Source organism: Cocleimonas flava (assembly GCF_004339015.1).
GTDB classification, from domain to species: Bacteria; Pseudomonadota; Gammaproteobacteria; order Thiotrichales; family Thiotrichaceae; genus Cocleimonas; species Cocleimonas flava.
The window spans coordinates 173,227-186,327 of the sequence record NZ_SMFQ01000003.1; the positions used below are offsets into that span (position 1 = coordinate 173,227).

At 39.8% G+C, this 13,101-nt stretch carries 12 protein-coding genes; 2 read left to right on the top strand and 10 right to left on the bottom strand.

The window, feature by feature from the left end; all coding sequences use genetic code 11:
* Positions 1-139 precede the first annotated feature (139 nt).
* Positions 140-1,039: a tetrahydrodipicolinate N-succinyltransferase N-terminal domain-containing protein gene (locus EV695_RS06920; RefSeq protein ID WP_131905228.1), complete on the bottom strand. Its 900-nt coding sequence runs from the start codon at positions 1,037-1,039 to the stop codon at positions 140-142.
* Positions 1,040-1,201: 162 nt separating this feature from the next.
* Here EV695_RS06920 and ppnP point away from each other — a divergent pair, with 162 nt between their 5' ends.
* The gene (gene ppnP, locus EV695_RS06925) at positions 1,202-1,483 is read left to right on the top strand and encodes a pyrimidine/purine nucleoside phosphorylase (RefSeq protein WP_131905229.1); all 282 of its coding nucleotides are present in this window, start codon (positions 1,202-1,204) and stop codon (positions 1,481-1,483) included.
* Positions 1,484-1,611: 128 nt separating this feature from the next.
* On the opposite strand, the gene EV695_RS06930 is transcribed toward ppnP, so the two are convergent.
* From EV695_RS06930 to acnB, 9 genes are all read right to left on the bottom strand, one after another.
* The gene (locus tag EV695_RS06930) at positions 1,612-2,211 is read right to left on the bottom strand and encodes a histidine phosphatase family protein (RefSeq protein ID WP_131905230.1); all 600 of its coding nucleotides are present in this window, start codon (positions 2,209-2,211) and stop codon (positions 1,612-1,614) included.
* A 103-nt stretch (positions 2,212-2,314) separates the two neighbouring features.
* Positions 2,315-2,791: a transcription elongation factor GreA gene (greA, locus tag EV695_RS06935; protein ID WP_131905231.1), complete on the bottom strand. Its 477-nt coding sequence runs from the start codon at positions 2,789-2,791 to the stop codon at positions 2,315-2,317.
* 61 nt (positions 2,792-2,852) lie between these two features.
* Complete coding sequence (gene carB / locus EV695_RS06940; RefSeq protein WP_131905232.1) at positions 2,853-6,062, bottom strand: carbamoyl-phosphate synthase large subunit; 3,210 nt, start codon at positions 6,060-6,062, stop codon at positions 2,853-2,855.
* Positions 6,062-7,213 (bottom strand): glutamine-hydrolyzing carbamoyl-phosphate synthase small subunit, encoded by a 1,152-nt coding sequence (carA, locus tag EV695_RS06945; RefSeq protein ID WP_131905233.1) that lies wholly within the window; start codon positions 7,211-7,213, stop codon positions 6,062-6,064. Before carA ends, carB begins: the two co-directional genes overlap by 1 nt.
* 199 nt (positions 7,214-7,412) lie before the next feature.
* Complete coding sequence (locus EV695_RS06950; protein WP_131905234.1) at positions 7,413-7,883, bottom strand: hypothetical protein; 471 nt, start codon at positions 7,881-7,883, stop codon at positions 7,413-7,415.
* Positions 7,880-8,257 (bottom strand): VOC family protein, encoded by a 378-nt coding sequence (locus EV695_RS06955; RefSeq protein ID WP_131905235.1) that lies wholly within the window; start codon positions 8,255-8,257, stop codon positions 7,880-7,882. Before EV695_RS06955 ends, EV695_RS06950 begins: the two co-directional genes overlap by 4 nt.
* 52 nt (positions 8,258-8,309) lie before the next feature.
* Positions 8,310-9,074: a TSUP family transporter gene (locus EV695_RS06960; RefSeq protein ID WP_207906996.1), complete on the bottom strand. Its 765-nt coding sequence runs from the start codon at positions 9,072-9,074 to the stop codon at positions 8,310-8,312.
* Between the two features lie 58 nt (positions 9,075-9,132).
* Positions 9,133-9,510, bottom strand: a complete 378-nt coding sequence (locus EV695_RS06965; protein ID WP_131905236.1) for a DUF4190 domain-containing protein — start codon at positions 9,508-9,510, stop codon at positions 9,133-9,135.
* A gap of 208 nt (positions 9,511-9,718) precedes the next feature.
* Complete coding sequence (gene acnB, locus EV695_RS06970; protein ID WP_207906997.1) at positions 9,719-12,316, bottom strand: bifunctional aconitate hydratase 2/2-methylisocitrate dehydratase; 2,598 nt, start codon at positions 12,314-12,316, stop codon at positions 9,719-9,721.
* Between the two features lie 151 nt (positions 12,317-12,467).
* On the opposite strand from acnB, the gene EV695_RS06975 reads away from it, so the two are divergent.
* Positions 12,468-12,896, top strand: a complete 429-nt coding sequence (locus tag EV695_RS06975) for a paraquat-inducible protein A (protein ID WP_207906998.1) — start codon at positions 12,468-12,470, stop codon at positions 12,894-12,896.
* Positions 12,897-13,101 lie beyond the last annotated feature (205 nt).

The window sequence follows — 13,101 nt, forward strand, 5'->3', positions numbered from 1 at the left end:
AAATCATCTATCTGAAGATATTCCAAACATTAAAAAAGCGCTCTATATGAGCGCTTTTGTTTGTAGAAAAGGTGCTTATTTAATTAGCATAAATAAAAAGGCACCCCCCTACTTTGAGGCAGTTTTTTTAGCCAGACATTTAATCGTTGCTATGCAGGCTACTGTTTAATCCACCCCATACTGAAGAATCACTGGTAATCGCTTCTACCGCGCCAGTTTGGCTGTTTCTTCTGAATAATAAGCCAGATTGTCCTGTTAAATCGCGTGCTGAGACAATTTCACCATCAGGTGTTTTTACTTTAGTTCCCGCTGTCAGATACAAACCAGATTCTACAATACAGTCATCGCCTAAAGAGATACCTAAACCTGCATTCGCGCCTAACAGGTTACGTTTACCCATAGAGACAACTTGCTTGCCGCCACCCGATAAAGTGCCCATGATGGATGCACCACCGCCAATGTCTGAATTTTCACCAACAATAACACCGGCGCTGATTCTGCCTTCAACCATGGAGTCACCGAGCGTACCTGCATTGAAGTTAACAAAACCTTCGTGCATTACTGTAGTACCAGAAGCTAAATGCGCGCCTAGACGAATACGGTCAGCGTTACCAATGCGTACACCTTCCGGAATCACATAATCTGTCATGCGAGGGAATTTATCGATAGAGGTGACGCTAAGTTGGTGATTTTCTTCCGCAATTAAACCGCGTAGGTTTTCTACTTCGCCTGGAAGAACAGGGCCAGCTGATGTCCATGCAACATTCGCCAATAAGCCAAATACACCGTCTAGATTTAAACTGTTTGGTTTAACCTGACATTCTGATAATAGATGTAAGCGCAAATAGGCTTCTTCTACAGATTTAGGTGCGTCATCTAATGATTCAATTTCAACTTCTACAAAATCACTTTTCAATAGGCCAACTTTTAAAGCCAGACAGCTTCTAGCTATTTCTTTATTGGTACGTGGAAACCATGTGTCGATTGTTTTGCCGCTTGCTGCATCAGTATATCGATGCCCTATCCGTTTAATTGTCATGTAATGCTCGCTGTGTAAAATGTGAAAGAGTTAAAAATAAACTGCGCAAAGTATACAGTTTGTTGAGTAAAACGTGGATAGATTTAGATAAATTCTCTGGTTTAAATATTGATTCTGTTAAACTGCAGAGTCATTTTTATTGTGATCAAAAGAGAAATAAGTATGTTAGATGTAAATGAATATTTTGATGGAAAAGTTAAATCAATCGCTTATCAAACTGAGACACTTCCTGCTTCTGTAGGTGTCATGTCAGTCGGAGAATATGTGTTTAATACAGCAGACAAAGAGACAATGACGGTAATAACAGGTGCTTTGGAAATAACGTTTAAAGATGCAAGTGAGTCTCAGGTATTTAGTGCAGGTGAATCCTTTAATGTTGAAGCGAATAGTTCTTTTGATGTCGTGGTGAAGCAGGAAACAGCTTATCTTTGTACTTATGGCTAAAGAAACCAGTAGAAAGATGATTGTTAAGCTGTATTTGTTAAGGCACTTTTAAAAAAGTGCCTGTAAGTAGGGGGTGTAGTTATAGATATTTATGTTAATAGCAAAAAAGTTGTTATTAACATCAGTTGTTAGCCGTGTTTAATCAGACACCCTTTTTCACCCACTTCATCGTGGTAAATGTGTAGGCGAGAGAAGCACGCGTAATCGACATTTAAACGAAACAGGTTTTCATCCTGCATACCTAGAATATACATAATGATTAATCGAATCGGGCCTGTATCGCTAACAAATAAAATGCGTTTGCCTTGGTTGTTTTCGATAATGTTTTTGAAGTATGCCAAAACGCGCGATTGAAATATGTGAAAGTCTTCACCTTCAGGTGGTGATACTCTAGTGGGTGATTGCCACCATGCGTTAAGAAGCTCTCCTTCCTCTTTCATGATCTGTTCCGGACACAAGCCTTCCCAATGTCCAAAGTCCATTTCATTCAAACTATCATCGACTTCTAGGTCAATATCATCTTCTTCTGCGATGAGTTGTGCGAATTCCTGGCAACGCTCTAGAGAGGCAGAGACAATTAAATCCCATTTGCCTTTATTATCGAGGGCTTTTACCATTTTCTGCCAACCGGCATCGGTAAGCGTATCGTTAGTGCTGCCGCAGAATACGGCATCATTTTCCACTTCGCCATGACGAAGTAAATCTATTATTGTTGTTGTGGGTGTCATTAATTAAAGCCTGTTAAATAATAAGAGATACATTCCGTATCTCTTATTATTTTAATTAAAACGTGAATGCGTTTTGATAAATCAAAAGACTCACTAAAATTGTTTAAATATATTTAATATCTACAATTTCGTATTCACGTATTCCCGCAGGTGCTTTAACGGTTGCTACATCGCCTTCTTCTTTTCCAATCAATGCTCTGGCGATTGGTGAAGACACAGCGATAAGATTTAATTTAATATCAGCTTCAACATCACCGACTATTTGATAGGTGACAGTTTCTTCTGTATCAAGGTCTTCAAGTTCAACAGTTGCACCAAAAACTACTCTACCTTCGACACCTAAATTGGTGACATCAATAATCTGGGCAGTAGAAAGAACGGATTCCAATTCTTGAATGCGTCCTTCTGCAAAGCTCTGTTGCTCTCTAGCAGCATGGTATTCTGCATTTTCTTTTAAGTCACCGTGTTCTCTAGCTGTAGCTATTGCTTCAACGATTTGAGGACGGGTAATCGTTTTAAGAACATTCAGTTCTTCTTTTAAACGATCAGCACCTACACTTGTAATTGGTGGTCTATCCATGAGGTAATTCCTTTGTACTTTATTTCTTAGTGTTGTTAAGTAAGACGATTACATTATTGATCTAGTGCAAGTCTTGTAGTTTATAAACTTGCTCTTGGTCATCATGAGTCATTGCCTGACATAGCGCCCAAGCCCCTGTGATGGTGGTGGCATAGGTAACTTTACCTTGCAATGCTTCACGTCTGATCTCAAATGAATCTTCAATCGCCTTTTTACCTTCGGTGGTATTTACAATTAAATTAACTTGTTCATTTTTAACCAAATCAACAATGTTAGGACGTCCTTCTCTCACTTTGTTAATTTGTTCGCATTCAAAACCAGCTTCTTTTAACGCACGTGCAGTACCACGAGTGGCAACAAGTTTGAACTCAAGATCCTGTAAAAGTTTCGCAACTTCTAGCACTGCTTCACGATCATTTTCTCTCACACTTAAAAAGGCTGTTCCGCCCTGTTTAGGGAAATCGATACTGGCTGCGTGCTGTGATTTGCCAAAGGCTTCTGCAAAGGTTTTACCAACACCCATAACTTCGCCCGTTGATTTCATTTCAGGGCCAAGAATAGGATCTACACCAGGGAACTTGATAAACGGGAATACAGCTTCTTTAACCGAAAAATGCGTAGGTATTATTTCTTCTCTCATCCCTTGCTCATCAAGTGATGTGCCTGCCATGCAACGTGCTGCAACTTTGGCTAGAGGTCGTCCTGTGGCCTTAGAAACATAAGGAACTGTTCTAGATGCTCTAGGGTTTACTTCAAGAACGTATACATCTTGATCTTTGATCGCGAATTGTACATTCATTAAGCCTACAACATTTAAGGCTAAAGCCATTTTGCGTGATTGCTCACGTAGCTCATCCTGAATTTCTTCGCTCAAAGAATAAGGGGGCAATGAACATGCTGAATCACCAGAGTGAACACCCGCTTGTTCTATGTGCTGCATGATGCCGCCAATAAGCACATTCTCGCCATCACAAATTGCATCTACATCCACTTCAATAGCATCATCCAGGAAGCGATCGAGTAATACCGGAGAATCATTAGACGCCTGAACAGCATCTCGCATATAAGTGCGTAAATCATCTTCGTTGTGGACTATTTCCATTGCTCTACCACCAAGAACATAAGATGGTCTAACAACAAGTGGGTAACCTACTTCACTTGCGAGCCTTACGCCCTCTTCTGTGCTTCTGGCCGTTCTGTTTGGTGGTTGCTTAAGACCTAGTTTCTCAATCATTTGCTGGAAACGCTCACGGTCTTCAGCCAAATCGATAGAGTCTGGGCTTGTACCAATAATTGGAGTTCCGTTCGCTTCTAGTGCTTCAGCGAGTTTTAGAGGTGTTTGCCCACCGTATTGTACGATGACGCCCTTAGGTTTCTCTAAATCTACGATTTCAAGCACGTCTTCCAGAGTCAGTGGTTCAAAATATAAACGGTCTGAGGTATCGTAATCGGTAGAAACGGTTTCAGGGTTACAGTTAACCATGATCGTTTCATAGCCATCTTCTCGCATTGCCAAAGCTGCGTGAACACAACAGTAATCAAACTCAATACCTTGGCCGATTCGATTAGGTCCGCCACCCAATACCATGATTTTATCTTTATCACTTGGCTTGGCTTCACATTCTTCGTCGTAGCTAGAATACATATATGCAGTATCTGTAGAGAATTCTGCTGCACAGGTATCTACTCTTTTGTAGATTGGTCTCACACCTAATTTTTGACGTAGTTTGCGTATTTCTTTTTCTTTAGCGTTTAACACAGTGGCCAAACGTCTATCGCCAAAACCTTTGCGTTTCAGGTCGAACATTTCATCTTTGCCAATACTGCTCGGTAAACGCCCTTTGAGTGAGTTTTCTAATTCAATAATTTCTTCAATTTGACTTAAGAACCATGGATCAATTGCAGTAAGGTCGAACAACTCTTCCAGACTCATGCCATAACGGAAGCCATCCCCGACATAAAGGATACGTTCTGGACCTGCTGCGATTAATTCGCGACGTAATTCGTCGATTGCATTTTCATCAGTAAGGTCAACTTTCTCATCTAAGCCATCTATGCCTGTTTCTAAACCGCGTAGTGCTTTCTGGAAAGATTCCTGGAAGGTACGGCCAATCGCCATCACTTCACCCACTGATTTCATTTGTGTGGTTAAACGTGAATCTGCTTTCGGGAATTTTTCAAATGTGAATCTAGGAATTTTGGTTACAACATAATCTATCGTTGGCTCAAATGATGCTGGTGTTGCACCACCCGTAATATCATTTTTCAACTCGTCTAAAGTAAATCCAACCGCTAGTTTCGCCGCTATTTTAGCAATAGGGAAACCTGTAGCTTTAGATGCAAGTGCAGATGAACGAGAAACACGTGGGTTCATCTCGATGATCACCATACGACCATCTTTTGGATTGATTGAGAACTGTACGTTAGAGCCGCCAGTTTCAACACCAATTTTACGAAGTACCGCTAGAGATGCGTTACGTAATATCTGGTATTCCTTGTCTGTTAATGTCTGTGCAGGTGCAACCGTAATTGAGTCACCAGTATGGATTCCCATTGGGTCAAGGTTTTCGATAGAACAGATGATGATACAGTTATCAGCCTGATCACGAACAACCTCCATTTCGTATTCTTTCCAGCCCAATAGAGACTCTTCTAATAAAACTTCTGTCGTTGGCGAAAGGTCTAAGCCACGCGCCACGATTTCTTCAAATTCTTCAAGGTTGTAAGCTATACCGCCACCAGAACCACCCATGGTGAATGATGGTCTACAGATAGTAGGGAAACCTAATCCTGATTGGACTTGACGTGCTTCTTCCATGCTGTGCGCGACACCAGAGCGTGCTGATGCTAGACCGATATCTTCCATGGCAACACGGAATTTTTCGCGGTCTTCAGCCATATCAATAGCTTCTTTTTTCGCACCAATCATTTCTATGCCGTACTCAGCAAGTACACCATGCTTGTCTAGATCTAATGCGCAATTTAATGCAGTTTGGCCGCCCATGGTTGGGAGCAAAACATCTGGTCTTTCTTTTTCTATGATTTTAGCAACTGTTTTCCATTGAATGGGCTCAATATAAATTGCATCAGCCATTTCCGGGTCAGTCATTATCGTAGCAGGATTAGAATTCACCAGAATTACGCGGTAACCTTCTTCACGAAGGGCTTTACAGGCTTGAGCGCCTGAATAGTCAAACTCACACGCTTGACCAATAACGATAGGGCCAGCACCAATTATTAAGATGCTTTTTATGTCGGTACGCTTAGGCATTATTTGGCCTCCTTCATTAAAGCAATAAAATCATCAAAAATTGGGGCTATGTCATGTGGACCAGGGCTTGCTTCTGGATGTCCCTGAAAACTATATGCTGGGCAATCCGTGCGCTTAACACCTTGTAAACTGCCGTCAAACAATGATCTGTGCGTTGTTTTTAATGTTGCTGGTAATGTGTCTTCATCAACAGCGAATCCATGATTCTGACTGGTAATCATTACTTTTTTACTTTCTAAATCTTGTACCGGATGATTTGCGCCGTGATGACCAAATTTCATTTTGACTGTTGAAGCCCCGCTAGCAAGGCCTAACAATTGATGGCCTAAACAGATACCAAAAGTAGGTACTTTCTTATCTAGAACCGTTTTAATCGCTTCTATTGCATAATCACAAGGCTCTGGATCACCAGGACCATTTGATAGGAACACGCCGTCAGGATTCATCGCTAACACATCTTCCGCTGAAGTTTGCGCAGGAACAACTTTAACAAAGCAGCCTCTGTCAACGAGCATGCGCAAGATGTTTTTCTTGATTCCATAATCATAAGCTACAACAAAATGGTCAGCCGATGATTTATCAATGGTCACATTGTCTTCTGGTTCTAAATTCCAGGTGCCTTCAGTCCAGTCGTATGATTCTTTTGTTGAAACCACTTTTGCCAGATCGGCACCTTTCAAACCAGGAAATGAATTAATTTGTTGTTTGGCTGATTCGATTTGTTCCTGAGTTGCAGCTCCTTCGATACCACCTATGATACAGCCTCGCTGCGCACCTTTTTCACGTAATATACGTGTCAGTCTGCGGGTATCTATATCGGCTATGGCAACTACTTGTTTGCGTTTTAAATAGTCAGGCAATGATTCTTCTGAGCGCCAGTTACTGACTAAACGAGGAACGTCTTTTACTATCAGTCCAGTAGCAAAGATGGTATCGGCTTCTTCGTCTTCTTTGTTTATGCCGGTGTTACCGATATGGGGATAGGTTAATGTAACCATTTGACTTGCATAAGATGGATCAGTCAATATTTCTTGATATCCAGTCATAGCAGTATTAAAAACCACTTCTCCGACATTGCTACCATCGTAACCTATAGACTTGCCATGAAATTCATTTCCATCTTCAAGAATTAGGATTGCCTTCTTATCCAAGCTGCCTCCATTTCGCTTTGTACTAAAGATATGGGGTTTTCAATAACACAAAGCTGTAAATTGCTTACACACAAAACGGGATGGTGCTCCATGCAGAACAACATCCCGATTAAATTCAAAAATATATTGTTGGGTATTCTACTCGAAAAGAATTACGAGTGTCTACGTAGCAGATCGAATCAATAGGTGTATTTGGGTATTATTTTGAAAATAATTTTCCGAGCCAGCGTTTAGGTTGATTTTCAGGCTTATCTTTTACTTGTAAGTTCTGAGGTTTAGATTTAGTTATTGTCCATTTTGGTAAAGGTGGAGTTTTGGCAATGCTGCAAGATGAACCTAGACCCTTTGGGTCAAATACCTTAATGAAATTAGGCTTTTCTAGATTATCCGCATACACAATTCCGCAATAGTCTTCCTTGTGTTCTGCTCTCAATGACAGGTCTATCTTTTCGATATAAGTAATTAAATCTTTCTCTAGCATGGGCTTTTCTGGAACTGTTTTATCTGTTTCATAGATGTACCATTCTTCGTCTGAGTCGGCCTTGACCACATCCCAAATATGATCGAGTTGATGCCATTTTAGAACTCCGTAAAATTTGCTTTTAAAAAGCGCCAAAAAATCAGTTCCACCTGCCTGATTTTTATCTTGTGATGATAGATCCTTGCTCATTGCAAAATCTCCAAGGTATTGCCATCAGGGTCGCGAACAAAAAGTGCTTTACGCCCTGATTGACTCATGGTGAACACAATCCCATGATCATTAAGACGCTGCTGTATGGTCGATAGGTCTCTGACTCTAAAGGCAGCATGCCGATCTCGACCACCATGCTCAGGTCGTTCTAATGGATCGTGATTTTTAACCAATAATAAATGTATTTGTTGAAGATGGTTGATGGTAAGCCAGAATCCATCAAAAGATAAATCAGGGCGTGAATTATCAACTCTTAAGCCTAAAACGGTTTCATAAAAACGTCTAGATTTTTCAAGGTTTGAAATAACAAAACTAATGTGGTCTATCGCTAAAAAGTTGTCTGTTGCTGTCATGTTTATAGTAAGAACGAATATAGTAGGAAATAATATAGTGAGATTGAAATTATCAGAATATATGTTTGATTAAGCCTATGCCTGATATAACAATGAGCGAGGCACCCAATACACGATGGAACATATTACTATCGGTATTAATAAAATAATCGTGTACTCGTAATCCGATGTAATGACCTATTGCCACAAAAGGAACCAACACCAAGCTAAATTGCCATTGCAACTCAACGTCATAAACAACAAATGCGGTCATTTTAAAAGCGACTAAAATTATCCAGATTACAAACAATGTTTCACGTAATTGTATTTTATTGACATAACGAGCTACTACCGCAACTATCAAGGGAGCTCCTGTCAAAGATGTGCCGCTGATATATCCACCAAGCGTCAGCAAAGCAACATCTACTGCTTTTGACTGACTTCGTATCGTGTAATTTAATAACCACGTAGCACCATAAAAAAGCGTGATACAGAACACTATTATAATCAGCCAGTAATTCGGGAGGCTTAAAAGCCCAATGAGTCCTAATATTTTCGGAACTATGATGATAGACATGGACTTTGCAACAACAGGCCAATTTACATTCTGTATTCTGCTGACAATAGTAAATGAGGTGAACAATAATAAATGTGTGCCGATAATAGGCAAGAATACTAACGGCTGATCATCGACTAATAAGAGTAATGGTAAGCCTAAAGCAGCACCACCAAAACCGATTCCAGTTCTTACGAACCCAGTCCAGATAAAAATGGCAGCGATTGCCATAAACTGAAATGCTGATAAATCGTTATTAAGAAAAGTATTTAATGTATCCATTTATAAAGGCACCCCCCTACTTTGGGGCACTTTTTATTAGTGTACTTTTTTATTGATATCAATGTTGCATGCCTGGTTGAACACCTTCGTTAAAACCTTCAGATAGTGACTCTTTGAAACCTGGTATTTCCATGACCATATAGATGATAGCAAAGATAAACAGCAACGATAGAATGATAAATAGATAACTGAGTATTAACCCAGTAATTGCCATTCCTTTGCCTTCGTAATCCATAGGTGCATTTTTAATTTTAGACAGCGCCATGTGGCCGGTGATCACACCAGGTATTGCTGTTATTAGAGATAAGAAGATTGATAACAATCCCAAAATTAAAGATGTAATTGCCAAACTATTATTTTTTACTGGCGCATAAGTAACTTGCTCATGCGTTGTGGCCTTAGGTGCAACTCCATAAGGGTTGTTTTGTTTATCCATAATAATATGCCTTAGAGGCTCCTGAAATAATTTACGTTGAGATGATCGTGAAAATAATAATAAGTCGATTATGAAATACTTTACGTATAATAATTACCCATAAAAAAAGGCATTCCATTTCTGGAATACCTCTTTTTATTCTTATAACGCTATTTAACTGTTAGATACAATCAAAAATCGTTAACAGCATCAAAAGTAAATCGATAGATTATGCTGCTACCACTGGAATATCCAGTAATTTACCTTCACCAATTTTCGCAGACGCTTGATATGACTCAATTTCGTTGAAGTTTAGGTAACGATAAATATCAGCAGACATAGTATCTAACTCTTTAGCATATTCCATATACTCTTCAGTAGTAGGAATTCTGCCTATTAAAGCAGCAACAGATGCTAGTTCCGCTGAGCTAAGGTAAACATTTGCACCATCACCTAATCGATTAGGGAAGTTACGAGTTGACGTAGAAACAACCGTCGAACCAGGAGCTACACGCGCCTGATTACCCATACACAATGAACAGCCCGGCATTTCTGTACGTGCACCAGCATTACCGAAGATGCTGTAGTAGCCCTCTTCCATCAACTGATGCTCATCCATTTTAGTCGGTGGAACAATCCACATACGTGTAGGAACAGTTTTTCCTGCTTTTTGTAGTAATTTACCCGCTGCACGGAAGTGACCGATATTTGTCATACAAGAACCCAGGAAGACTTCATCTACCTTAGCGCCTGCAACTTCTGATAAGGTTTTCACATCATCAGGGTCATTCGGACAAGCTAGGATAGGCTCTTTGATTTCAGACATATTGATTTCAAATACTTTTGCGTATTCTGCATCTTCGTCAGCTTCCATTAATTCTGGATTTGCTAACCATTCTTCCATCGCAGAAATACGACGACCGATTGTACGAATATCTCCGTAACCTTCAGAAATCATCCACTTCAACATTGTAATGTTAGAGGTTAGGTATTCTGCGATAGACTCTTTGCCTAACTTAATAGAACAACCACCCGCTGAACGTTCTGCAGATGCATCTGATAATTCAAAAGCTTGTTCTACTTTCAGATCTGGTAAACCTTCGATTTCAAGAATACGACCACTGAAGATATTCTTTTTACCTTCTTTCTCAACCGTTAAATCACCTGACTTAATCGCCGCTAGCGGAATTGCGTTAACCATGTCACGTAATGTGATGCCCGGCTGCATTTCACCTGTAAAACGAACCAGTACTGATTCAGGCATATCTAATGGCATAACACCTGTCGCTGCAGCAAATGCTACAAGACCAGATCCTGCAGGGAAAGAAATACCTAATGGGAAACGTGTATGAGAGTCACCGCCTGTACCAACAGTATCTGGAAGTAACATACGGTTTAACCAAGAGTGAATGATACCGTCGCCTGCGCGAAGTGATACACCACCACGATTCATAATGAAATCAGGTAGGTTGTGCTGTGTGTCGATATCAACTGGCTTAGGATATGCCGCTGTGTGACAGAATGACTGCATGGTTAAATCTGCAGAGAAACCTAGACAAGCTAAATCTTTAAGCTCATCACGAGTCATTGGACCCGTAGTATCTTGAGAACCTACCGTTGTCATTTTTGGCTCACAGTATTGCTCTGGACGAACGCCTGGTAAACCACAAGCTTTACCAACCATTTTCTGCGCTAAGGTATAACCTTTAGTTGAAGAAGCTGGCTCGTCTGGTTTAGCAAATACATCAGAAGGCTCTAAGCCTAGTGCTTCTCTTGCGCGTGCTGTTAAACCACGGCCAATAATAAGAGGGATACGACCATTTGCACGAACTTCATCTGGTAAAACTGGTGTGTTTAATTCAAATTCAGCAATGACTTCATCTGTTCCAGAGCGTTTTACAACGCCTTCGTATGGATAAACGTCAATTACATCGCCCATTTCCATTTTTGAAACATCCATTTCAATTGGTAATGCGCCTGAATCTTCCATCGTGTTAAAGAATATCGGTGCAATTTTATTGCCGAAACAGTAACCACCTTCACGTTTATTTGGAATAAACGGAATATCATCACCCATAGTCCATAGCACTGAGTTAGTCGCTGATTTACGTGATGAGCCTGTACCGACTACGTCGCCTACATAAGCAACAGGATGACCTTTAGCTTTTAGCTCTTCGATTGTTTCTAATGGCTTATCAACAAAATTAGGACGTGGCATTTTTAACATGGCTAATGCATGTAAAGGGATATCAGGTCGTGACCAGGCATCAGGTGCAGGTGAAAGGTCATCAGTATTTGTTTCGCCCGGCACTTTAAATACAGTTACGGTAACTTTTTCCGCTAGTTTCTCTTTAGAAGTAAACCATTCTGCGTCAGCCCAAGATTGCATGATTTGTTTAGCATAATCATTACCAGCATCAGCCAAATCTTTAACATCATAAAATGCATCAAACATTAATAGAGTTTTTGATAATGCTTCAACAGCCAACGGTGCTAATTTGTCATTGCTTAAGCAATCGATAAGAGGCTTTATGTTGTAACCACCTAACATTGTTCCCAATAACTGTGTTGCTTTTAAATCATCGATTAATGGAGAAGAAGCTTCTCCCGTTGTTATTGCCGCTAAAAAGCCAGCTTTAACGTATGCTGCCTGGTCTACGCCAGCAGGAACACGATTAGTAATAAGATCTAATAATTCTTCTTCTGTGCCGCTTTCTGGGTTTTTTAGTAGTTCTACTAATTCAGCGGTTTGTTCTGCACTTAGAGGCAAAGGTGGAATTCCCTGCTCAGCGCGTTCTGCGACATGTTGGTGGTAAGCGTTTAACACATTAATTTCCTCAAAACTTGAAAAACAGTAGATAATCATCATCTATAGAAGCATGTGTGGCAAGTATAAGTTTTAAATCATGGGTATTAAATGAATGAAATCTATCATAAGAAATTTTCCTAGGCAGGGAATAATAATAAATTTACTACTCATGGCTGCTTTGACTTGTCTTGTTGTAGGTGTCTCAGCACCATTACTGACTCTGGAAAAAATGTATTTCTTTGAAAACACTGTTTCCTTACTTTCTACGATTAAAGGTCTTTATTTACAACAAGAATGGTTTTTATTTTATGTCATCGCTATTTTCAGTTTATGTATACCTGCTATAAAAATAGCTAGCTTGGTATTAATTACTAATATGCAGTTTGAAAAAGGGTCATTTCTAGATAAAACATTACAAATTATAGAAACGTTTGGTAAGTGGTCAATGCTCGATGTGTTTGTTGTAGCGCTCTTATTAGTGTCTGTAAAATTAGGTGTTTTAGCCAAAGTCGATGTGCACTATGGTTTATATGTTTTCGCATCTTCGGTGCTGTTAACCATGGGTATTAGTTTCTGGATACATAAGCTATCAAAGTAAAAAAATTGCTAAAAGTAGATACAGATAAATTACTCATGCCACTTATCATTTAATATTCAGTTTTAATCAGAATATCTTTCACATCTAAGCATCACAAGGATATAAATAGCCTGTGCAGTTATAGATGCAAACTGCACATCACCAGATACTGACTGTTCATGGAATCTTTAGTGTAAAGATATGGGTGAATTTGTACTGGATTTGT